Genomic DNA, 22577 nt, shown 5'->3' with positions numbered 1-22577 from the left:
CGCAACGCGAAAGTCGGCGCCTGGTTCGGGCGATTATTCTTCGTCGGCCGTACAAACGCCGCCCTTTCGCACCAGATGAACGAGGTCGACGATAGATCGGGCCTTCATCTTCTCCATCACGCGGGCCCGATGAATCTTGATCGTTTTTTCGGCCGCGCCCAGATCGCTCGCAACCTGTTTGTTCAGGCGGCCGGTCACGACGAGTTCCATGACTTCGCGTTCGCGGCGGGTCAGATGCCGCATCCGCTCTTCTATTTCCTCGCGTTCGTGGCGCCGCCTGCTTTCCACACACGCGCGCGCGAGCGCGCGATCCACCGCGGCGAGCAACAGCGAGTCGCGCACCGGCTTGGGCAGAAAGTCGACCGCTCCGCCTTTCATCGCGTCGACGCTCGAGCCGATGTCGCCGTGCCCGGTCAGGAATACGATCGGCAGCAGCTGATCGAGCTTGCGCTGCACTTCGAGTCCCGTCATGCCCGGCATCTGCAGATCGAGAACGAGGCAGGCTGGCATGCTCGTCAAATCGGCTCGTTCGAGAAAGGCCTCAGGACTGTCGAAGCATTCGACCTGGTAGCCGGAGGCGCGCAGCAAGCGGGCGAGCGCGCTGCGCACGCTGTCGTCGTCGTCGACGATGAAGACGCGAGTGTTGGTCTGGTTCATGATGATCGGGGCACGAGTCTCTGTCGGATATCGGTCGCGACGGGAAGCGTGACGTGAAACGATGCCCCTTTGCCCTCGTTGTTTTCCGCCCACAGCCGGCCGCGGTGCGCCGTGACGATCGTGCGGCTGATCGAAAGACCCAATCCGAGCCCCTGCGGTTTGGTGGTGAAAAATGGCCGGAAAATCCTTTCCATGCTGTCGACGTCGAGGCCCTGGCCGCGATCTTTTACCGTGATCCGTATCAGTCCGTCCGCTTCCTCACGCGCTGTCGTTTCGACGAGGCGGTCCGCGGCAGGGCAATCCTTGACCGCGTCGAAAGCGTTGAGCAGCAGGTTCAGGATCACCTGCTGAAGCTGAACCTTGTCGCCGCAAATGAGCGCCAGATTGTTCGGAATGTCGAAGCTCGTGCGCACGCTGCGCGTCAACGCATCGCTGTGCACGAGCGTCGCGATGTCGCGCACGACGTTGCCGACGTCCAGCAACTGCAACTCGACATCGCCTTTGCGCACCAATGCGCGAATCCTTTGCAGCACCTCGTTCGCGCGGCAATTGTCGGCCACGATGTCTTCGAGCGCTTCGCGCAGCTCCACTACGTTGGTCGTCTCCGCATCCATGAATTTGCGTGCGGCTTGCGCGTTGAACAGGATCGCGGTAAGCGGCTGCTTCAACTCGTGCGCGAGCGATCCGGCGAGTTCGCCCAATGAAGAAACGCGCGCGAGATGCGCGAGATCCCTCATATTTCCATCGACTTCGCCGCACGCACTGCAATCCGATATCGCGGTGATCCGCAATTCCTGATTGTGCACGCGGCATCGCGTGGTTTCCGCCTCCGCGTGAAAGCCGCCGCCATCGCGCCGCCGCGCGATCAGAATCTGCGTGGTCGTGACGCCGGGGATTGGTATCTTCGCGCCACGATTGCCTGGGCCCGACCGATCGGCATTGATGCCGTCGATCGGAAACAGCTTGGCGGTCGGCGCGCCGATCAGCTCTTCCCTCGTGTACCCGAACAGTTGCGCCGCCCGTGCGTTCGCGAAGATGATCTGGTCCCGCTGATCGACCGTGACGATCGGAACCGGCAACATTTCGAGCGTCTCGCACAGCGGCATGCTCGCGTCGAGGATGCGCCGCGTGCTGCTATCGCCTTCGCCTCGCAGCCACGATGCGCAAGCGGCGACACAGCGCCGCCATGCCGGCAACGCGTACGGCGGCTCGCGGGTATCGCGGGTACTCTGTCGGCTCGACACGCCGGGGATATTGCGAGCGCGCTGAAACCGGTGATGCCTGGGTGAAAACTGTCGGGAACGGTCGTGCCCGGATAGTGGAGGACCGTCGTTGCGCGCAGTGTCGATCTGCGACGAGCCGCTTTGACCCATGTGGCGCGGTTGCGCGTTCAGCGCCGTGAGCATTCCCGCTACCCCGATCGCCAGGTGTCTGCCGTACACGATCAGATTAATCATTGGCACCTCCGGGTCCAGTGCGAACGGATTCCGTACAACTGCGACGTCTTTATCTTTGGGCTTCGAACCACATAATTGACTTCACAATCGGTACTTCGCACGTCTGGTGGCTGGAAGTCAGTATAGGCTATCCAGAATCACTTACCGAAGGGTTACCTTAATTTATGCCGCTTACTCGGGAAACTACTCAATAGTGTTCTGCGTTGTCCGCCATCAATCGGAAAATGGCGACAGCGTTTGTTAGGCAGTTAATTATTGCCGGGCGGGGCAGCGTCCGTGCCGTCCGTTTGCACGCACAGGAAAGTTAGCAAACTGGCAACGTCGCAGTAGGAGCCGCAATGTTCTCCTGCTCCGTGGCGGATTTACGCTAGCCCGTGAAGCCCGGCGAGATAGCGCTTCCAGATGAAACTTCAACCGCAAAGCTTTCATGCATCGCGAATCACAGAGTCAGCGGGTATACCGAACGCTAATTCTCCAACTTAATTTAATTTGTCGGCGAGAGTTTTTTTGACGCAAGTCAGCGCTTTTATCGCCCGCCATTCCAGTGCGAATCATTTGCATTCGCCGACCACAAAAATATAAATTTATGCCAGGCAGATGACTAAACGCAGCGCCGCGGCGAGAACGCGTGTTTCGGCTTCGTCTTTTCTACCGGTATTGAATAAACAGGACGGTCAGTGCAGATTACAGGCAGCGTCGCTGCGAGTCGCGAGCGCATCTGGCTCGCAGCGTTTCGTGGGAACAACGGGAGGGATGATAGGGAGGCTAAGGGGTGAGTCCGCCAAAAACTATCCGCTGCGCGTCGCCGTGCCAAGGCACGCGTAGCGTGTCGCGCGGCCTCGCTGTAACGAAACCGCGCAACACGCGATAGACGCACCACCATGTGACAGCGCCATGACGATTCGATCGAATGCCGCTGCTTGCCGCGCCCCTGTTACAGATTCATGCGCGTAACCTTGGTGCCGGCCAGCGACAGGTCTGCCATCAGGCCCGTATTGGTCAAGACCATCGCGACGACGTCGGCGGTCACGGACGAGGTATCGATCGAGCCGGTTGCTCCGACTTTCAGCAGTGAAACCGAAGCATCGGCGCCCACCGACCAGCCCTTCGCGTTGCGGAATTTCTCGAGCGAGTCCTTGGTCATGAACAGGAAGAACACGGCGGTCGACTGCGCGCCGGCCTGCAATCCGAACGAAGCCGCGGCGGTGCTGTAATAGCCGACCGTCGCTCCCCCGACGCGCAATGCGCCTTCACCGTACTGGCCACCGACGATGAACGCCGCCTTCCTCACCGAAGGAAACACCAGGACGCCCTGTGCCTTCGCTACGAGCTCGTGCGAGCCTTGCACCGTCTCGAACAATTTCGACAGCGCACCGTTCACGGCCGCGTCGATCTCCTGCCGTTTGGCGGCGTCGGTAGTGGCGTTCTCGCCACTGCCTCCGGTCGTCGTGCAACCCGCCAAAGCCAGACTCGCGGCCATGGATGTAAGCGCGAGCGTGTGCACAAAGTTCCGTCTGTTCACTATCGACTCCGTTCTGGTTACGATCCGAGTCGCCAGTCCTGATGGCTGGAAGCCTCGATCTTTTTTCTCCGCCGTGAAGCGGCATAGCCGCCCAAGGAACCATCAATGCCATCGCCGCCCGTCGATTTTCTTCGGTATCCGGATGCGACGACTACAACGCTTGCAGATACATGATGTCACGCTGAAACCGCTGCGGAATCGGACCTTGGTCTTACAGGAAGCGCGGTGTCGATGATGAATGAAACGCGAAGCCAGCGAAGCTGATTGGCGGGGCCGACCTCGATCATCCGCCGAGCGCAATGATCGCCACGGTGAGCAGGACGCCGACCGCCGCCATCGCAAGGCCGGCCTGCCAGCCGCGAAATCCCGCGTAATGCCCCAGCGCCATGCCGCTGCCGAATAACATCGCGATAGTCAAGACACGGGAGACGATCAGCGCCGTCGGAACGTTCGCGAACAGCACGAAGGGCAACGCGACCGGGAATGTTGCGGCTACTACGAGCACAAAGATAGCCGCGGCGGCGATGAAATCGTCGCGCACGAATACTGCTTGCTGCGGCAGATCCGGCCGCGCCGCTACACGCCTGCGGATGGACTCGAGCTCCGTATCGCCGATCAACGGTCTGAGCCACGCGGCCATTGCGTCGTGAAGCGTCCGAACGCCCGCGGCCGCATTCGGCTGGCTTCGCACGGAATGCGCAAGCGTCACACGCCTGCCGCGAGCCACCAGCGTACGCACGAGGAACATCACCGCGTCCGCGAGGCCCCATGCGAGATTGCAGCCGAGCGCCGTGTAGAACATCTTGTGCCCCGCGTCGGCACCCGCGCCGACGGCCGAGACGGTGCCGACGAACGTCAGCGCCATGAAGAGGCCGAAACATAACTCGCACACTCGATCGACGACATCGAGAACAGGCTCCCTATCGCCGAAGTTTTCCTGCTCCGTGTGACCCGTGGCATCCATGAGGCCTCCTGTGGCGATGACGTGAACCGAACCCGCCCTTTGCTGGCATACGGATGAGGCGCGACGAGGACAGTCGGATCGGGCAGGCGCGAGCGGACGCCCGCAGCATACAGCGCGCCCTGTACCGGCGATATTGGACCAAGGTCGTATGGCCCTGCTTCGCGTCGCGCTCTACCTTGGGAATGGATCATTGCGTAGTACGCTGGAACAGTCCGCGCTGGGGAGAAGATAATGGCCAAAACGAAGTCGGAAAACGAGCAGCCCGAGCAGGACAGGGCGCTGTCGTACAAGGAATATCGCAAGGCGCTTTTCGATCTGCATGTCGAGCTCGTCAAGCTGCAGGAATGGGTCGTGCAAACGGGAAGCAAGGTCTGCGTCGTCTTCGAGGGACGTGACGGCGCGGGCAAAGGCGGCACGATCAAGGCGATGACCGAGCGCGTCAGTCCGCGCGTCTTCCGCGTCGTTGCATTGCCCGCGCCTAGCGAACGTGAAAAAAGCCAGATGTATATGCAGCGCTACGTGCCGCACTTGCCGGCCGCGGGCGAGATCGTCATTTTCGACCGCAGCTGGTACAACCGCGCGGGCGTCGAGCGCGTGATGGGTTTCTGCTCCGAGGAGGACGTGCAGACGTTCTTCAAGGCCGTGCCGCTCGTCGAGCGGGCGATCGTCGAATCCGGGATCATCCTGCTCAAGTACTGGCTCGAGGTCAGCCCCGAGGAACAGACCCGACGTCTCGAGGCACGCATCCACGACGGTCGCAAGATCTGGAAACTGACCGGGATGGACCTGAAATCCTATAGCCGATGGTATGACTACTCGCGTGCCCGCGATGAGATGCTCGCGGCGTCGGACACCGACTATGCTTCGTGGTTCATAGCGAATTCAAACGACAAGCGGCGCGCGCGACTGAACATCATCAGCGACATGCTTCAGAGGATTCCGTACAAGCAGCCTGCCCGCAAGAAGGTCTCGCTGCCGAAACGGCAAAAGCCCGACGGATACAAGGAACCAGACTATCCGTTTAAATACGTGGCCGAACGGTATTGATCAGGCAGGTGTTGCTCAAGCTGACTTTCAAACGTACGGCAGCGTTGCCTCGCAACCGGCTTCAACGAGGCTGCGGCGATAAGCGAAGGCCGCGAGCGGGTAGTCGAAGAAGAAGCGGCCCGTCTCCCGCTTCTCCACATAGAACGTTTCCGCCTCGCATTGCGGCGTCGCAATTCGCAGCGTGCGCGCCCATGCGAACGCCAGCAGCATCCAGCCAAGCATCGCGAGATAGTCGTCCGCGACCCGGTATGCCGTCTCCGGGTCTTGCGCGTGGCGTGCCTTGATCGACCGTGTCGTGCTCTCCACTGTCTGTGCGAGCTCTGCGAGCTTCGCGCCGGCGGCACGAACCGGCGGATCGGACTCCTGGCACAGCCGCGCTTCCGCGCGCACGTGGCGAAGCAGCACATCGAACGCCACCGCCCCATCGGGCAGCACCTTCCGAATCAGCAGATCGATCGCCTGAATTTCGTTGGTGCCTTCGTACAACATCGACACGCGACTATCGCGCAACGTCTGTTCAATGCCGTACTCGTGGATGTAGCCGTAGCCGCCGAACACCTGCAGCGCGTTCGATGCAGCGCCAAAACCGTTGGCCGTAAAAAACGCCTTTGCAATCGGAGTCAACAGCGATGCGAGCTGCGCCGCCTGTTCCCGTTCGGCGGCATCGGCATGACGTGCGGCGATGTCGAGCCAATGCGCGGTCCAGTAACCGATCGCGCGCTCGCCTTCGACGATCGCGCGCAGCTCCATCAGAATCCGCCGCATGGCCGGATGAAACGCAATCGGCGCAGCCTTCCCCGCTGCGACGTTCGCGCCGGGCGGCACGCTCGCTGCACGCATCTGCGCGCGTTCCTGCGCGTAAGCGTGCGCGCGTTGCCACGCGGTGTGCGCATGCCCGAGGCCCTGCATCGCAACCTGCAGCCGCGCCGCGTTCATCATCACGAACAGGCACGCGAGACCGCGATGCGCTTCGCCGACGAGCCAACCGAATGCGCGTTCGAAGCGCATCGTGCAGGTCGGGCTGCCTTTCAGGCCCATTTTCTTTTCGATGCCTTCGCAATAGACACCATTGCACGAACGCCCACCGTCGCCGTCTTCCAGCCATTCCGGCACGACGAACAGCGACAACCCTTTCGTACCGGGCGGCGCATCGGGCACTCGAGCGAGCACCAGATGAACGATGTTCTCCGTCAGATCGTGCGCGCCGCCGCTGATAAAGATCTTGCTGCCGTCGATGAAATACCCGTCGGTGCCCGGTGCTTCAGTCGCGCGCGAACGGATCAGGCCGACATCGCTGCCGGCCTGGGGCTCGGTCAGACACATCGTCGATAGCCACTCACCACTCGCGACTTTCGGCAGCAATGCCTTTTTCACGCGTTCGCTGCCATACGTCTGCAAGCATGCCGTCGCGCCGTGCGTGAGCCCGGGCGACATCAACCATGCATGGTTGGCGCCCGCGAGCATTTCCTGAAGTGCGACGTCGAGAAGCTGCGGCAGGCCCTGTCCGCCGTGCCCGGTGTCGAGCGATAACGTCGGCCAACCCGCTTCGACGAATTCCGCGTAGGACTCGCGAAAGCCCGCGGGCGTCGTCACCTTGCCCGCGTCGAAACGACATCCTTCGAGATCGGCGCTCGCGTTGAGCGGCGCGATGCGCTCCTCGACGAAACGCGCCGCTTCCTCGAGCACCTGCTGCGCGGTCTGCGAGTCGAGGTCTTGCCAGTCGGGCACGTCGCGCCACCACGAAGCGGCGTCGAGCCACTCGTCCATCACGAAGCGCATGTCGCGTAGCGGCGCCTGATAAGTCAACGTCATTTGTTCCTGTCCCTGGACTAGCTGCCTCTGCGCGCATGGATCACGGTCGCGTCGGCGGCGTCGGCTTCGTGCATCGCTTCCACGAGCGCGGCCCGGTGCTGGAGCACGGCGCGCTGATTGATCGAGCCTTTGTCGGTGATCTCGCCGAGGTCGAGCGACGGCGGCACGCTCAGCAGGTGCATGCGGGCAATGAACGAGGCACTGCCTGTCGCACTCCGATTCAGCCGCGCGACGAGCTCGCTGAAGAAGTCGCGCACGGCGGCCGTGTTGAGCACGTCCTCGGCGCTCGCATCCGCGGGCGAACCCGCCAATGAGCGACACGCGTCGAGGCGCGGAAAAATCATCGCGCCCACTTCGTCGCGATTCATCCCCGTAATGACGGCATCCTGAACGTAGGGCGCCCCTTCGCTGATGATGCGCGCGCGCATCGGCCCGACGCTGACGAACGTTCCCGACGCAAGCTTGAAGTCCTCCGCAATGCGGCCATCGAACATCAGGCCCAGTTCGGGACGTTGCGGGTCGACGAAACGCACGGCGTCTCCTGTGCGGTAGTAGCCTTCATCGTCGAACACGCTGCTCTGAAGCGCCGGCGATGCTCGCCAGTAACCGCCCATCACGTGAGGGCCGCGAAAGCGCGCTTCGAATTTGCCATCGACGGGCGCGACCTTGGCCTGGCACCCGGGCGGCGGCAAGCCGATATAGCCGGCGCACGATACCGGTCCCGTCGTGAACAGACACGACGGCGCGGTCTCAGTCATGCCGAGCCCGGCCATGATGCGGATGCGTTCTCCGCAATGTTCGAGCGTTACGCGCTCGAGACGCTCCCACGCCGCCTGCGACAGACCGGCGCCCGCGAAGAAATACATCTTCACGCGCGAGAAAAACCGCTCGCGCAGCGCCGCATCCTTTTCCAGCGCGATGGTCAGTTCTTCCCAACCCTTCGGCACGTTGAAGTAGATGGTCGGCGCGACCTCACGCAGATTGCGCAGCGTCTCGTCGAATTTGCCGGCCACGGGCTTGCCGTCGTCGATATAGAGCGTGCCGCCGTTGTACAGCACGATGCCGACGTTGTGGCTGCCGCCGAACGTGTGATTCCACGGCAGCCAGTCGACGAGGACCGGCGGCTCGATGCCGAACTGCGGAAAGGTTTCGAGCAGCATCTGCTGGTTTGCGCCCAGCATGCGATGCGTCGTCGGCACGGCTTTCGGCAGGTTCGTCGAGCCGGACGTGAACAGGAACTTCGCAATCGTGTCGCCGTTCACGCGCGCGTTGGCAGCGTCGACGTCGCGCGGGGCCGTGTCGAGCAATGCGTCGAAGCGCGTCACTCTCGACGCGTTTGGCGCGGGCACCGCGCTGACACGTTCGACGTCGCTTGCCAGCGCGGCATCGAGCGCCGCTGTGTATGCGCCGATATCGTCCGCGTAGACCAGACCCGGTTTGAGCAGTTCGAGGACATGGCGCAGCTTTCCGTAATCGCCCGACATCAACGAATAGGCCGGCGAAACGGGTGCGTAAGCGATACCCGCCCACATCGCGCCGAGTGCGAGTTGCATATGTTCGACGCTGTTGCCCGACAGGATCACCAACGGGCGTTCCGCGCTGAGATCGCGATCGAGCAGCGCCTGCCCGATCGCACGCGCGCGCTCGAGCATCTGCGCATACGTGATGCCCTGCCACGCGCCACCGGCATCGCGTCGTGCGACGAGCAGCCGGTCGGGATGCGCGCGTGCGCCGCTCAGCAGGCGGTCCGTAAAGCGCTCCGGAAACGGACCCAGAGGTTCAGGTGTCTCGAGGTACCAGCAGTCGCCGCGTTTCTCGATCCGCGCTGAAGGCGCTCCGATGGCGACGCTCCGGTATCCGGTCGCCAGAGAGCTTGCGTGGCTGTGCTCCGATTCCAAAACCTGTCTCCTAGTTGTGCCATTCCATGCAAGGATGGGGTGGCCGCAATCGTTGCGGCCGGGAGCCGACGCCTAGATCGGATAATGACGCGGACTCGTCTGCACCGTGATCCAGCGCAACTCGGTGAACTCGGGAATCGACGCCTTGCTGCCGAAGCGCCCATAACCACTCGCCTTCACGCCGCCGAACGGCATCTGCGCCTCGTCGTGCACGGTCGGGCCGTTGATGTGGCAGATGCCCGACTCGATGCGTTTCGCGACGTTCATCGCGCGCGCGATATCGCGGCTGAACACGGCGGCCGACAAGCCGTACTCGCTATCGTTGGCGACCGTCAGCGCCTCTTCGTCGCCGTCCACGCGCTGCACCGTCACCACGGGGCCGAACGATTCATCGGCATAAAGCTTCATCTCGCGCGTCACGTTCTCCACGATCACCGGCTGCATGATCGCGCCTTTCACCTCGCAACCGAGCGGCAGCTTCGCACCCTTTTCGCGGGCGTCTTCGACCAGCGCGCGAATGCGCCGCGCGGCGGCTTCGCTCTCGAGCGTGCCGAGGATCGAGCCCGGCTGTGTCGGATCGCCTGCCTTCAGCGTGCGCGCTTTCGCGACGAGCTTTTCGACGAACGCATCGGCAACCTTGCGATCGACGATCACGCGTTCCGTCGACATGCAGATCTGCCCTTGATTGAAGAACGCGCCGAACGCGATGCCCTCGACGGCAGCGTCGAGGTCCGCGTCGTCGAGCACGAGCACCGGCGCCTTGCCGCCCAGTTCGAGCAACGCGGGTTTCAGATGGCGCGCGGACAGCTCGGCGACGATGCGGCCGACACGCGTCGAACCGGTGAAATTCACACGCTTCACGGCAGGATTCGCGACCAGACGCTCGACGATCGCGGGCGCGTCTTCCGGCGCATGCGTGAGCACGTTGACGACGCCTTCGCCGAGACCCGCGTCGTTCAGCGCTTCGCCGATCAGCGCATGCACGCCGGGACAACCTTCCGATGCCTTCAGCACGACCGTGTTGCCGCACGCGAGCGGCATGGCGAGCGCGCGCGTCGCGAGAATCACGGGCGCGTTCCACGGCGCCATGCCAAGCACGACGCCGCACGGCTGACGCACGGCCATTGCGAGGCTGCCCGGGACGTCGGACGGAATCACCGCGCCGTCGATCTGCGTCGTCATCGCCGCGGCTTCGCGCAGCATGTTGGCCGCTAGCATGACGTTAAAGCCGTACCAGTTCGCCATCGCACCCGTTTCGGCCGCGCCGATCTCGATGAACTCGGCCGTGCGCGCGTCCATGCGGTCGGCGGCGGCGAGCAGGCGCTTGCGGCGCTCCGTCGGCGTGAGCGCCGCCCATGCCGGGAACGCGCGCGCCGCCGCGGTGACAGCCGCATCGGCATCCTCGACGGTGGCCGCCGCGGCGCGGGTGGCAACCGCCCCCGTCGCGGGATTGATGCGCTCGAAGGTCTTGCCGTTCGACGCGGCACGTTTCGCGCCGCCAATCAAAAGGTTCGTTTGATGCATGTGTTCGTCTCCTCAGTCGTCCTGCTGAAGTGCGCCGCTTAGCGCTTGTAGGTCTGCAAGCCCGGCTTGATGCTCTTGTCGTCGAGGAACTGCTTGAGGCCCTGTTCGCGACCGCCTTCCGGATCGCGATAGTTCGCCTGGTCGAGCTTCGCGTACAGGTAGTCTTCGTTCTGCTCCCACGTGAGTTCGCGCGAACGCTTGAAGCCATGCTTCGCGTTGCGCAGCACGACCGGGTTCTTGTTCAGCAGCTTCGCCGCGAGAGCGATCGTTTCGTCGCGCAGTTGCGCGAGCGGCACGCTTTTGTTCACCAGACCCATCTTCGCGGCTTGCGGACCCGTGAAGGTGTCGCCCGTCATGATGTAGTACAGCGCTTCACGATGACCGACGGTATCGGCCATCGCCTTGCTCACGAGGTTGCCCGGCGGAATCCCCCAGTTGATTTCGGACAGGCCGAACACGGCTTCGTCCGCGGCGATCGCGAGATCGCAGGCGACGAGCGGAGAGAAGCCACCGCCGAAGCACCAGCCGTTGACCATGGCGATCGTCGGCTTCGAGTACATGCGCAGCAATTGCCATTGCCAGCGGCTCGCGTCGCGGCGAATCCGCTCCTGCAGCACGTCCGGGCCCGCGTCCACTTCGCGGAAATATTCCTTCAGGTCCATGCCGGCCGTCCATGCACTGCCTTCGCCGGTCAACACGAGAACCTGGGCTTCGGCGTCGAGTTCGAGCGTCTCGAGAACGTCGATCATTTCCTTGTTCAGCGTCGGGCTCATCGCGTTGCGCTTATCCGGACGATTGAACGTGACCCAGGCGATTCCGCCTTCCACCGCGACCTTGACCGTTTTCCAGCGCCCTTCGTAACTCATCTGCTTCTCCGTATCAATGCCGCCCTCGCGGCTTGAGCTCAATTTAATATCAGGTGCCCTGATAAGTAAAGTACAATATAGAAGTCTTGGTACAAACCCCTAACCGCCTATGCCGACGATCACGAGAAAGCCGTCAGGGTCTGAATCGACAGCGCGCGCCACGACGCGGCGCAACCTGCGCAACCCGCGCGATCGAAGGCACGCTGCCGCTCCGGTGCGTCTCAGCTACCTGGCCGGGCAGCTCGACAAGATTCTCACGCGGCAGCTTTCCGAAGCGCTTGCCTCGCATGGTCTGACGTTGCCGCAATACACCGCACTGTCGGTGCTGCGGGCGCGCGCACGTTCGTCGAACGCACAGCTCGCGCAGCGCTCGTTGATCACGCCGCAAGCGGCCAGCGCGGTCGTCAAATCGATGGAAGCGAATGGATGGGTGACGCGCGTGGCCGGTCCGCTCAACCGTCGCGTCGGGCTGCTGTCGCTGACGAAGGCCGGCGAAACATTGCTGGCTCAGTGCGACGGTGCCGCTGACAGGGTCGAGCAATCGATGCTCGGCGAAATCGATGAACACGATTCACAGATGCTGAAAAACCTGCTGTTGACGTGCGTGCGCAATCTTCGCGCAGCCTGACGCATCAGCGTTAATTACACATAGGAGACCCCATTGAACATCGATCAACTGAAGGCCATCGACACTCACGTGCATGCCGAGGTGTCGTGCTGCCAACCACCGGACCTGTTTGCAAATGAATTCGACGAAGCCGCCGACAAATACTTCGGCACCGTGCTCAAGCAAGGGCGCCGCCCGACCATTCCCGAAACGATCGAGCACTATCGGGAGCGCAATATCGGCTTCGTGATGTTTACCGTCGACTGCGAAGCGAACATCGGGCGCCGTCGCATTTCGAACGAAGAGGTCGCGGAGTTCGCGCAGAACAACCGCGACATCATGATCGCGTTCGCGAGCATCGATCCGCACAAAGGCAAGTTCGGCGCGCGCGAAGCGCGGCGGCTCATCAAGGAGCACGGCGTGCGCGGTTTCAAGTTTCACCCCACGATGCAGGGTTTCTTCGCCAACGACCGCATGGCATACCCGCTCTACGAAGTGATTGCCGAGTACCAGCTGCCGGCGGTTTTTCACAGTGGACACTCGGGCATGGGCTCGGGCATGCGCGGCGGCGGCGGTTTGCGCCTCAAGTATTCGGAGCCGATCTACCTCGACGATGTCGCCGCCGACTTCCCCGACATGAAGATCGTGATCGCGCATCCCTCCTGGCCATGGCAGGAGCAGGCGCTGTCGATCGCGCTGCACAAGCCGAACGTGTATATCGATCTGTCGGGCTGGTCGCCGAAGTACTTTTCGCCCGAGCTGGTCAAGTATGCGAACACGCTGTTGCGCAACAAGGTGCTGTTCGCGTCCGACTTCCCACTGATCCGCCCGGACCGCTGGCTCGAAGACTTCGATACGCTCGACATCAAGCCCGAAGTAAAGCCGCTCGTTCTAAAGGAGAACGCCGTCAGGTTGCTTGATCTGCGGGCCCGAGGCACGACGAATCACGAATGACGCATGGAAAATGGCCCGGCGCGAAAACGCCGGGCCAGCTGGGTCCATCAACGAAGAGTTAGCGTTTCGCGGCGTTGGAGCGAATGACGAGCAATGCTGTAATCGCCGCGATGATCGTCACCGGCACGCTCGCGCCGATGACGAGCGCTGAGCTCTTTCCCATCGCAAGCAATTGCCCGGCGGCTACGGGGCCGACAATCGAGCCGACGCGTCCCACCGCCACCGCGGCGCCGACTCCCGTACCACGCACGCTGGTCGGATAGCTGGCGGCGGACAGCGAATACAGCATCGACTGCGCACCGACGACGCCCATCCCGGCAAACAGCACGGCAACGGACAGCGTCTCGATGCTGGCGACTTGCGAAAGCGCGACCAATGCACCGACGATGCACGCGTAGATTGCCGTGACTGACAGGCCTTGTCTGAAGCGGTCCATCAGCAGACCGATGCCCAGTACGCCGATCACACTGCCGACGTTGAAAAAGATCTGAGCAATCCCGGCCTGCGAACGGCTCATGCCGCGCCCCACGGTCAACGAAGGCAGCCAGTTCAGCAGAAAGTAAAGAACGATCAGCGTGCAGAAGAAGCTGATCCAGATACCGATCGTCGCGGCGGCGCGCCCCTCGCCGAACAGGACTTCGCGCGTCGAAAGGAGCGGCTTGTCCGCCGTCGTGAATTCCCGCGATTCGGTGGCGAATTCGCGCGACTCAGGCAGCAATGCCATCAGCAGCGGAATGATGATCAGCGGTCCGACTCCGCCCACGTAGAAGATATGACGCCACGCGGTAGCACCCGTGCTCAGTACGGCGATCAATGCGGCAAGCGCGCCGCCGAGTGGCATACCGCAATACATGACGCTAACCGCCGTGTTGCGGTGACGCGCATCGACCGCCTCGGACGACAACGCGATCAGGTTCGGCATCGCGCCGCCGAGCCCGATGCCCGTCAGCACGCGAGCAATCAGCAGACTTTCGAAACTCCAGACTTGCGCGGTCGCAATCGAGAAGATGCCGAATATCGCCATCGAGATCATCAGAACGCGCTTGCGGCCGATCCGGTCGGCGAGTCTGCCACCCATCATCGCGCCCGGCAAAAGCCCCAACATGCCGGCGCTGAAAGCGAGCCCCAACTGGCTGACCGACAAGCCGAACTCGTGCGCCATTCGAGGCGCCGCAACGCCAGTGGACTGCAGGTCGATACCCTCCAGCACCGCGACGAGAAAGCACAATGCCAACGTTAGTGCAGTACTGGAGCCCACCGCACTCGACCGATTAGCAACACTTGACATGACGTCTCCTTCACCTTTGATTGAATTGCCAGAGGCGAGCCACGCTTCGTTCTTCGACGAAGCGGCCATGGGAAGGAGAAGATTTCTGACAATGATCTTGCGCCACTTATCAGAATTCTTCCCACAGCGCCCCCGGAATTGATGATGAGTCTAGTCTCAGGAGGCCTGATATTGAAAGTAGAATATGATATGCCTGGTAGAAACACCTAAGGCAACCTGATAATGATCAAGACAATGGAGAAGCGGCGAACGCCCCTTGCCAAACAGGCCGGTTCAACGAAAACCGGTGCGCCACCTTCCCGCGTTTCCTATGTGGTCGGCCAACTCGACCGCCTGCTCAAACGCAGTTTGATCGATGTACTGGGTGAATTCGGGCTGACCTTGCCTCAGTTCACCGCGCTCTCCGTCATCAGCGCCAGCGGCGCGATGACCAATGCGAAACTCGCCGAACGCTCATTCATCACGCCGCAGTCGGCCAACGAAGTTGTCAAGACGATGGAAGCCAACGGTTGGGTCGGACGCGTGGGGCATCCTACCCACGGTCGACTGATTCATCTGTTTCTGACCGACGAAGGGCGTCGGGTACTGCAGGAATGCGATTCGGCGATCGACGCGCTCGAAGCGTCCATGCTGGACGGAGTAACGGAAATCCCGGTCGATACGCTGCGCAAGGTGCTGCAGCGATGTGTGTCGAATCTGCGCGGTTGAATGGACGTTCCCAATGATAAAAGAGTCGCACTCGAATGGAGCGCGACTCTTTTTCTTTGCTCCACCTACCGCGATCGTCTGCCGCATTCGGGCTGAATTCCGTTCAGCTCAGTGAAATCCCTGGTCGGCATTTAGCCGCGTATTACCTGGCCCACTGCGTCGATCGCTATATTGCTTCTCGACGGCCGCCGCCTTCACACCGCGATAGCGCGTCCGCCTCGCCATTTCCCACCCCATTCGAGAGGAGACGAAGCATGTCAAAGCGAATTCTTATCATCGCCGGCGATTTCGTCGAAGATTATGAGCTGATGGTGCCGTTTCAGGCACTGGCGGCAGTCGGGCATTCGGTGGACGTCGTCGCGCCAGACAAGCGCGCGGGCGACGCGATTCGCACCGCCATCCACGACTTCGAAGGCGATCAGACCTACACCGAAAAGCGTGGCCATAACTTCACGCTGAACGCCGATTTCGCGTCGGTGAACCCCGCGCAATATGACGCGCTGCTCGTGCCCGGCGGCCGCGCCCCCGAATATCTGCGGCTCAACGACGAGGTGATCGGCTGGGTGCGCCAATTCGCCGAAGCGAAGAAGCCGATTGCCGCGGTCTGCCACGGCGCGCAACTGCTGGCTGCGGCAGGTGTGATCGAAGGCCGGCGCATCTCGGCGTATCCGGCCTGCGCGCCCGAAGTGAAGCTCGCGGGCGCGCAGTACGTGGCGCTCGACTGGCCTGATGCGATCACCGACGAGAACTTCGTCACCGCGCCCGCATGGACCTCGCACGTGAACTGGCTCGCGCAGTTCCTTGCGCTGCTGGGCACGCGCATCGCGCATTGAAGGAGCGCGCCTCGCGACCGAGGCGCGGCATCGCGGGCGACCAACCGTGTTACGCTCGATCACGACGGCATGAGCGCCCGCGCCGCGCGCTTCGCGTCCTGCGACGTCATCATTAGCGAGAAAGGCTGAACGTATGTGCAACGTCTATGTCAACGCTGATCCGATCCTCTACGAGTCGCGTACGCGCGCGCTGCGCATTCATGGCGTCGTGACCACGGTGAGGCTCGAAAATCTCTTCTGGGACGTGCTTCGGGAAATCGCCAACCGCGAGAACGTGACGACGACCCAGTTCGTCGTGAAGCTTCACGACGAACTGGTCGCCTTGCGCGGCGAAGAGCCGTTGAATTTCGCGTCTTTTTTGCGCGTGTGCTGTTTGCGCTATCTATCGGCGAGCGCCGCCCGCAACGAGGCCGCTGGCGACGTGTCGCTCAACGCCCCGTTTCAACCCAGAGTCGTGAAGACGGCTGTTTGACGGCTTCCGTCGCAACGGCTGGCTAGCGCGGTGCGGTCCAGTCACGCGACGTACTGTCTCGACGCGTCAGTCAACCGACGCATCGCAGGCGCAATCAAGGGAAGCCGCCGTGGCCGGTCGTTCCAATACAGCAAGCCGTTGCAGTGCCACGAGGCCCAGTAGCGCGAGTCCAAGTCCCAGCGTGAAGTCAGCGTGAACGCCCGCACGGTCGACAATGGTGCCCCCCACTGCCGAGCCCACCGCAATCGCCACCTGGATGATGCTGACGAACATGGCCGACCCCGCTTCGGGCAGGTCTGTCGTGCCGCGCTGAATCCACACGCTGAAGCAAAGCGGAAGCGCTCCGAACGCGATTCCCCACAGCAGCATCCCCGCAGTCTCGCCGATCGGCGAATGTTCGAGCAGCAACATCGACGACATCGCGCCCAATAGCAGCAGAACCATCGCGGCGACGGATTTCTTTAGATGGTCCGAAATCACCATCGATGTCAACGCATTGGAGAAAAAGCCGATCAGACCGAATCCGAACAGCAACAGCGTGATGGCGCTCAACGAGAAGTCGTGTTCGAGCAGCGGCGCAATATACGTGTAGGTCGAGAAATGCGCGCCGAAGACGAGCGCGACCATCACCATGCTCAACCTCGTATGAGGCCGGACAAGCAGGGTTTTGAAATCGGCGATCCGCAACGCCGATGCCGACGGCAACGAAGGCACGAGGAACGCCTGCGCCAGTAAGGCGAGCGACACGAGGCCCGCGGTGGCGGCGAACGCCATGCGCCACGATGCAAACGACGCGATGAACGTCCCGAGCGGCACGCCGATCACGGTTGCGCAGGTCACGCCGGTCAGAATGGTCGCGGTCGCTTTGGCGGCATCCTTTGCTTGCACGAGTCGAGGAGCCGCCGCCGTCGCCAGAGTCCAGAAGCCACCCAGCGCGCCGCCAAGCAGAGCCCGTCCTACGAGCATGATCGCGAGGTTCGGTGCGATCGCACACACGACGTTCGCGATCAACAGTACCGCAGTGAGGAGCAGGAAAACGTACCGGCGGTCCATGCGGCCCGCGCTGACTATCAGCGTAGGCGCCAATATCGCGGCCATCACGCCGGGCGTGGTGACCATGAGGCCAGCGACACCGGTCGACACGCCGAGGTCGTGTGCGATTTGCGGCAACAGCCCGACAGGCAAAAACTCGGCCGTGACGAAGGCGAATGCGCTTACCGCTACCGCTATGACGGAGAGCCATTGACCCGCGGAGGTTGAATGTCCTTCCAACGATGCCGGGATTGCAGGAGTATCGATTTGCATGACGACCTTGATGCCAGATTGAAGTCTCGTACTTTAGGCTGGGTCTCATGTCGGAAAAAGAGTCGTCCGATGAAAAGACTAGAAGGTGTGGCTGAACAATGCCTCTGCGGCGATATCTCGCTATGAGTCAGCTAGTCCCGCGAAACGACCGCGTACGGCTCTTCCATATGCGTCGGCACGGAAGCGTTCGCCATCAGCAACCTGATGCGCATTGGCCAAACCATCGACGCTCCTACTGTTTTCTTGACAGTCTTCCACAATGTTACGAGGTCTCGTAAGTCGCGCCGCCGTGCGTTCTCCGGGCCGCCATAGAGGTATTGCAGCGTTCGCGGCGGTTTGAGGGTTTCGTTTTTTGCAGCGTGCAATGGAGCCCCTGTGATAGGTATACCAACTGATCTGATCGCACGAGGGAGGCGGATGGCGATTGACTTGAAAGTGGGGGCCCGTCGGGGCTGCACGCTCTATACGCGGCACGAATATCGCGGCAACACGTCCAGCGACGAGGTGCGCACCGGCCGCCAGTTCATTACTTCGGCAAGTTCATGGGAGCTCACGCGCGACGCGAGCCAGCTAGCCCGGCTCGCCAGGTTCATGCGCCATGCCCAGGGCGGCGCATATGCAAGCGGCCCCGCGCCTGAGCAACTCGTTCGAGCGCTACAGTGCGCCGTCGAGAGCGGCGATGTGATTGCTGTCGTGCCTAAGCCGCGAGCCTCGGGCGCACGCAGTTCGCCCATTGAGCAGACGGTCAGGCCGTACTATGCGACCGTCACGCCGTCGCAGCTCTTCCGGCGCGCGCTGGCCGCCGTGCCTGCCGCGCGGTCATTCGAGCGTCCCATACTGCCGCGGCTGGCCGCCGACGATGGTCTCGCGATCTGGTACGCTCGCCCCGGCGACGTGCTACCCGATGGGACCATCGCCACGCCGGTCTCAACGCCGCTGGGCGATGCGCAGCCGTTCGAGTACTCGCCCAACCAGGTTGACGAAGGTTCATTCGATGTAGCCAAGACTCCGAACCTCGGAGACCCGGGAACCTGGTACACAAACCCAGGTAGCGGGCAAATGCGGCTGTACGGGGATGATAGAAAGCCGGTCGTTGATCTCGACTTTGACCATGTACACAACGGATTGAAGCCTCACGCGCACAATTGGGACAACGGTGTGCGAGATGGCGGCGATTATGTTGTTCCATTCAGCCCCTGGAGTCCCTGAAGGAATTACGCGATGGACCTTATCAAGAAATTCAATGCGTTCCATGACTGGTATTTGATGGGCGTATCCGCGGACCGTGAGGCAAGCATCGTTGAGCTTGCCTTGATGTTCGACAACAGGAAAGACCGGGTTCGCGTTCAATTCAAGGGCGCGACGCGCTGTCTTGCGAACGATTTCCTCATCCAGAACGTTATTTATGAAGTAAAGGTACTCACGGATTTCCAGTCCCCTGATTATCAGCGCGCCCTCCATGCGCTGGAAAAATCATATTTCGGGAAAGAGAACCGCCCCAATATGCCGATTGCATCTGTAGGCGCCTCGTTGGGCGCGGAATTGTTCATCGAGTTCGATACGGTGGATGTCGTCACGGATCTACTCTGAACAGCAAGGGTGAACGCGTTGTCGGGCCGCCGCCTTTCGCTAAGCGAATAAAACACAGATTAATGAACCCGTCACACGCCAATTAATAAAGACCGCTCCATCTCCCGCCAGGAAATTGCAAATTTCAGGCGTTCCCGTCCGAAATCGTCTTGTCTTGCAATCTGCGCTCAGTAACATATGCTCTTTTTCAGAGCGCTTTCCGGGTCCTTTTTTCCGGGACCAAGGTGCAAAGGGTTGCGCACGGGTGCGAGGCGGCCCGGCGAACGCAAATAGCGCCGTCGGAGCGCGCCTGACGTTTCTCCATTCATCCCGGTCGAGGCTGCGCGGGCGCACACGGGCGACGTGCGCGACCTTGTTTGGTTTCCCGAGTTTTTGTCACCGACGCTTTTGTAACGTGCGCCGCTCACAAGTGGGTGAGCGGCGTGAGCGGCAATGGTGCCGACCGCACGTGTGAATGTCGCGCCCATGCGGCTCGAGTCGAGCCACCTGAGGCGAGCGTCAATGTACAAGGAGTCCTGGCGATGAAAGCTCCTCAGCGTCCTCTGCGCATCGGGTTGATGGCACCACTGTCGGGCGTACTGGTTCCTCTCGAGAGCGTGCCCGATCCGGTCTTCGCCCAGAAGATGGTCGGCGATGGCGTGTCGATCGATCCGACCTCGGATGAACTGCTGTCGCCGCTTGCCGGCAAGGTCACGCAACTCCATAGCGCTGGCCACGCCACGACGATCACCGGCGACAACGGTCTGCAAGTGCTGCTGCACATCGGGCTCGACACCGTGTTGCTGCGCGGCGAGGGCTTCACGCCGTTGGTCAAGGAAGGCGACGCCGTCGCGACGGGCACGCCGCTGATCCGCTTCGACCCAATCGCGGTCGGCGCAAAAGCAACCAGCCTGCTCACGCAAATGGTGATCGCCAATGGCGATCTCGTCACGCGCTACGTTCCCGCGAAAGGGCTCGTCGTCGCCGGCACCGACGTCGCGCTGTACGTCGAGCTGGTCGGCAGCATGGAGGACAAGGACACGGCCAGCGCCACCGGCGCGATCTTCTCCGACGAGATCACGCTGCCGAATCCAGCGGGCCTGCATGCACGGCCCGCCGCGGTCGTCGCGGTCGAGGCGAAGAAATTCAAGTCCGAGATCCGGCTGCTGCGCGGCGATGCCAGCGCAAATGCCAAGTCCGTCGTCGCGATCATGGGGCTCGCAACGAAGTTCGGCGACAAGCTGCGCGTCGAGGCCCGCGGTCCCGACGCGGCGGAGGCGGCCAGTACCGTCGCGCGTCTGCTTGGCGAGGGATCGGGCGAAAAGCCCGGCGATGCGCCCGCACCCGCGGCGGCTGCGCCAACCGCACCGGCTGCGCCGGTGCCAGCACCGACCGAAGCGGCTCCCGCCGACACCAACGAATTCATCGGCGTATCCGCTTCGCCAGGGCTTTCGGTCGGCAGGATCGTGCAGTTCCGCCAGCAGGTCATCGAGGTGAACGAAGCGGGCGAGTCGCCGCAACGCGAACGGGCGCAACTCGAAGCGGCCCAGCATCAGGCGCGTCAGCAGATCGAGGCGCTCAAGGCGACGCTCACCGATCCGTCGAAAGCGCAGATTCTCGACGCGCATCTCGAACTGCTGGACGATCCTGGCCTCAACGACGCCGCGATCAGCAGCATCAGCGCAGGAAAGGGCGCGGGGTTCGCGTGGCGCGATGCGTTCCAGAACCAGGCAAGCACGCTCGAAAAGCTCGAAAATCCGCTGCTGCGCGAACGCGCCGGCGATATCCGCGACGTCGGCCGCCGCGTGCTCGCTCTGCTCGCCGGCGTGAAGCAGGCGCAGATCGACGTGCCTGACGAATCGATCCTGATTGCCGAGGAACTGTCGCCGTCCGACACCACGTCGCTCGATCGCAGCAAGGTGCTCGGCTTTTGCACGACGAGCGGCGGCGCAACGAGCCACGTCGCGATCCTAGCGCGCTCGCTCGGCATTCCGGCGATCTGCGGTATCGACGCGCGCGCGCTGCAACTCGCCGACGGCACGCCCGTCGTGCTCGACGGTTCGCGCGGCAGCTTGCGGCGCAACCCGAGCACCGAGGAACTCGAGAAGGCGCGCGAACGCATCAGCCGCCAGGCCGCCAAACGCGAAGACGAAAAGCTCGCGGCAACCAAACTCGCAATGACGGCCGACGGCCACCGCGTCGAAGTCGTCGCGAACATCCGCAATGCGCAGGAAGCACGCGACGCGGTCGCGGCCGGCGCCGAAGGCGTGGGCCTGTTGCGCTCCGAGTTCCTGTTCGACGCGCGAGACACCGCGCCCACCGAAGACGAACAGGCCGCCGAATATTGCGCCGTCGCCGAAGCGCTTGGCCGCGAGCGGCCGCTCGTGGTCCGCACGCTCGACGTCGGCGGCGACAAACCGCTGTCGTATCTGCCGCTGCCGAAGGAAGACAACCCGTTTCTCGGCCTGCGCGGTGTGCGCGTGAGCCTGGAGCGTCCCGACATCTTCCGCACGCAGCTGCGCGCGATCCTGCGCGCGGCGCCGCTTGGGCATCTGCACGTGATGTTCCCGATGATCGCCGCGATCGAGGAGGTGCGGGCAGCGCGCAAGATCCTGCTCGAAGAAGCCGGCGATCGCGCGGCGAGCGTGAAAGTCGGCGTCATGATCGAAGTCCCCGCGGCCGCGCTGATCGCCGAGCCGCTCGCACGCGAAGTCGACTTCTTCTCGATCGGCACGAACGATCTCACGCAATACACGCTCGCGATGGACCGCGGCCATCCGCAGCTCGCGAAGCAGGCCGACGCGCTACACCCGGCGGTGTTGCGTCTGATCGGCATGACGGTCGACGGTGCGCACAAGCATGGCAAATGGGTCGGCATTTGCGGCGGGATCGCGTCGGATGCGATGGCGGTGCCGGTGCTCGTCGGCCTTGGCATCGACGAGCTGTCGGTGAGCATTCCGGCGGTCGGTTCGATCAAGGCTCAGCTTGCACGCGTGACGACCGAAGAAGCCAGGAAGCTCGCCGCCGAGGTGCTGTGTCTGGGCACCGCCGCGGAAGTCCGCGCGCATCTGTCGCGCTTTGCCGAGTGAGCGGA

19 protein-coding genes are annotated in these 22577 nt (G+C 62.5%); 9 read left to right on the top strand and 10 right to left on the bottom strand.

Features of this window, described 5'->3' with window-relative positions:
* Positions 1–33: 33 nt before the first annotated feature.
* The 4 genes from HDG33_RS20115 to HDG33_RS20100 form a co-directional block, all read right to left on the bottom strand.
* Positions 34–657 carry a response regulator transcription factor gene (locus HDG33_RS20115; protein ID WP_018424532.1) on the bottom strand — a complete coding sequence of 208 codons (624 nt, stop codon included), beginning with the start codon at positions 655–657 and terminating at the stop codon, positions 34–36.
* On the bottom strand, positions 654–2114 hold the full coding sequence (locus HDG33_RS20110) for an ATP-binding protein (protein ID WP_184032397.1): 1461 nt from the start codon (positions 2112–2114) through the stop codon (positions 654–656). Before HDG33_RS20110 ends, HDG33_RS20115 begins: the two co-directional genes overlap by 4 nt.
* Before the next feature lie 934 nt (positions 2115–3048).
* The gene (locus tag HDG33_RS20105; protein WP_409259043.1) at positions 3049–3636 is read right to left on the bottom strand and encodes a YSC84-related protein; all 588 of its coding nucleotides are present in this window, start codon (positions 3634–3636) and stop codon (positions 3049–3051) included.
* Between the two features lie 283 nt (positions 3637–3919).
* Positions 3920–4600: a hypothetical protein gene (locus HDG33_RS20100; protein WP_184032395.1), complete on the bottom strand. Its 681-nt coding sequence runs from the start codon at positions 4598–4600 to the stop codon at positions 3920–3922.
* 231 nt (positions 4601–4831) lie between these two features.
* Here HDG33_RS20100 and ppk2 point away from each other — a divergent pair, with 231 nt between their 5' ends.
* Complete coding sequence (ppk2, locus tag HDG33_RS20095; protein ID WP_184032393.1) at positions 4832–5647, top strand: polyphosphate kinase 2; 816 nt, start codon at positions 4832–4834, stop codon at positions 5645–5647.
* A 27-nt stretch (positions 5648–5674) separates the two neighbouring features.
* Here the strand turns inward: ppk2 and HDG33_RS20090 are convergent, their stop codons facing one another.
* From HDG33_RS20090 to HDG33_RS20075, 4 genes are all read right to left on the bottom strand, one after another.
* Positions 5675–7459, bottom strand: a complete 1785-nt coding sequence (locus HDG33_RS20090; RefSeq protein ID WP_184032391.1) for an acyl-CoA dehydrogenase family protein — start codon at positions 7457–7459, stop codon at positions 5675–5677.
* Between the two features lie 17 nt (positions 7460–7476).
* A complete protein-coding gene (locus tag HDG33_RS20085; protein WP_184032389.1) occupies positions 7477–9357 on the bottom strand; it encodes a feruloyl-CoA synthase in 1881 nt (626 codons plus the stop codon).
* Positions 9358–9429: 72 nt separating this feature from the next.
* On the bottom strand, positions 9430–10881 hold the full coding sequence (locus tag HDG33_RS20080) for an aldehyde dehydrogenase (RefSeq protein ID WP_184032387.1): 1452 nt from the start codon (positions 10879–10881) through the stop codon (positions 9430–9432).
* 38 nt (positions 10882–10919) lie between these two features.
* Positions 10920–11747 carry a p-hydroxycinnamoyl CoA hydratase/lyase gene (locus tag HDG33_RS20075; protein WP_090810398.1) on the bottom strand — a complete coding sequence of 276 codons (828 nt, stop codon included), beginning with the start codon at positions 11745–11747 and terminating at the stop codon, positions 10920–10922.
* Positions 11748–11961: 214 nt separating this feature from the next.
* On the opposite strand from HDG33_RS20075, the gene HDG33_RS20070 reads away from it, so the two are divergent.
* Positions 11962–12375, top strand: coding sequence for a MarR family transcriptional regulator (locus HDG33_RS20070; protein WP_311539611.1), 414 nt, complete (start codon positions 11962–11964; stop codon positions 12373–12375).
* A gap of 33 nt (positions 12376–12408) precedes the next feature.
* Positions 12409–13308: an amidohydrolase family protein gene (locus HDG33_RS20065; protein WP_184032373.1), complete on the top strand. Its 900-nt coding sequence runs from the start codon at positions 12409–12411 to the stop codon at positions 13306–13308.
* A gap of 58 nt (positions 13309–13366) precedes the next feature.
* Here HDG33_RS20065 and mhpT read toward each other — a convergent pair whose 3' ends face one another.
* Positions 13367–14596, bottom strand: coding sequence for a 3-(3-hydroxy-phenyl)propionate transporter MhpT (gene mhpT / locus HDG33_RS20060; protein WP_184032365.1), 1230 nt, complete (start codon positions 14594–14596; stop codon positions 13367–13369).
* Positions 14597–14818: 222 nt separating this feature from the next.
* On the opposite strand from mhpT, the gene HDG33_RS20055 reads away from it, so the two are divergent.
* The 3 genes from HDG33_RS20055 (at position 14819) to HDG33_RS20045 (ending at position 16609) form a co-directional block, all read left to right on the top strand.
* Positions 14819–15304 carry a MarR family winged helix-turn-helix transcriptional regulator gene (locus HDG33_RS20055; protein WP_090808939.1) on the top strand — a complete coding sequence of 162 codons (486 nt, stop codon included), beginning with the start codon at positions 14819–14821 and terminating at the stop codon, positions 15302–15304.
* Between the two features lie 254 nt (positions 15305–15558).
* A complete protein-coding gene (locus tag HDG33_RS20050) occupies positions 15559–16137 on the top strand; it encodes a DJ-1/PfpI family protein (protein ID WP_184032364.1) in 579 nt (192 codons plus the stop codon).
* A gap of 133 nt (positions 16138–16270) precedes the next feature.
* Positions 16271–16609 carry a ribbon-helix-helix domain-containing protein gene (locus HDG33_RS20045; protein WP_184032362.1) on the top strand — a complete coding sequence of 113 codons (339 nt, stop codon included), beginning with the start codon at positions 16271–16273 and terminating at the stop codon, positions 16607–16609.
* Positions 16610–16675: 66 nt separating this feature from the next.
* Here the strand turns inward: HDG33_RS20045 and HDG33_RS20040 are convergent, their stop codons facing one another.
* Positions 16676–17914: an MFS transporter gene (locus HDG33_RS20040; RefSeq protein ID WP_184032360.1), complete on the bottom strand. Its 1239-nt coding sequence runs from the start codon at positions 17912–17914 to the stop codon at positions 16676–16678.
* Positions 17915–18331: 417 nt separating this feature from the next.
* On the opposite strand from HDG33_RS20040, the gene HDG33_RS20035 reads away from it, so the two are divergent.
* The 3 genes from HDG33_RS20035 to ptsP all read left to right on the top strand — a co-directional run bounded on the left by HDG33_RS20035 (position 18332) and on the right by ptsP (position 22572).
* Positions 18332–19123: a hypothetical protein gene (locus tag HDG33_RS20035; protein ID WP_184032358.1), complete on the top strand. Its 792-nt coding sequence runs from the start codon at positions 18332–18334 to the stop codon at positions 19121–19123.
* A 12-nt stretch (positions 19124–19135) separates the two neighbouring features.
* Complete coding sequence (locus HDG33_RS20030) at positions 19136–19504, top strand: hypothetical protein (protein WP_184032352.1); 369 nt, start codon at positions 19136–19138, stop codon at positions 19502–19504.
* A 521-nt stretch (positions 19505–20025) separates the two neighbouring features.
* Complete coding sequence (ptsP, locus tag HDG33_RS20025; RefSeq protein ID WP_184032345.1) at positions 20026–22572, top strand: phosphoenolpyruvate--protein phosphotransferase; 2547 nt, start codon at positions 20026–20028, stop codon at positions 22570–22572.
* The last annotated feature ends 5 nt before the right edge of the window (positions 22573–22577 follow it).

Source organism: Paraburkholderia sp. Cpub6, from assembly GCF_014201065.1.
GTDB lineage: Bacteria > Pseudomonadota > Gammaproteobacteria > Burkholderiales > Burkholderiaceae > Paraburkholderia > Paraburkholderia tuberum.
Note: the sequence above shows the minus strand (reverse complement) of the source record. Positions and strands in the feature narration are given on the sequence as shown.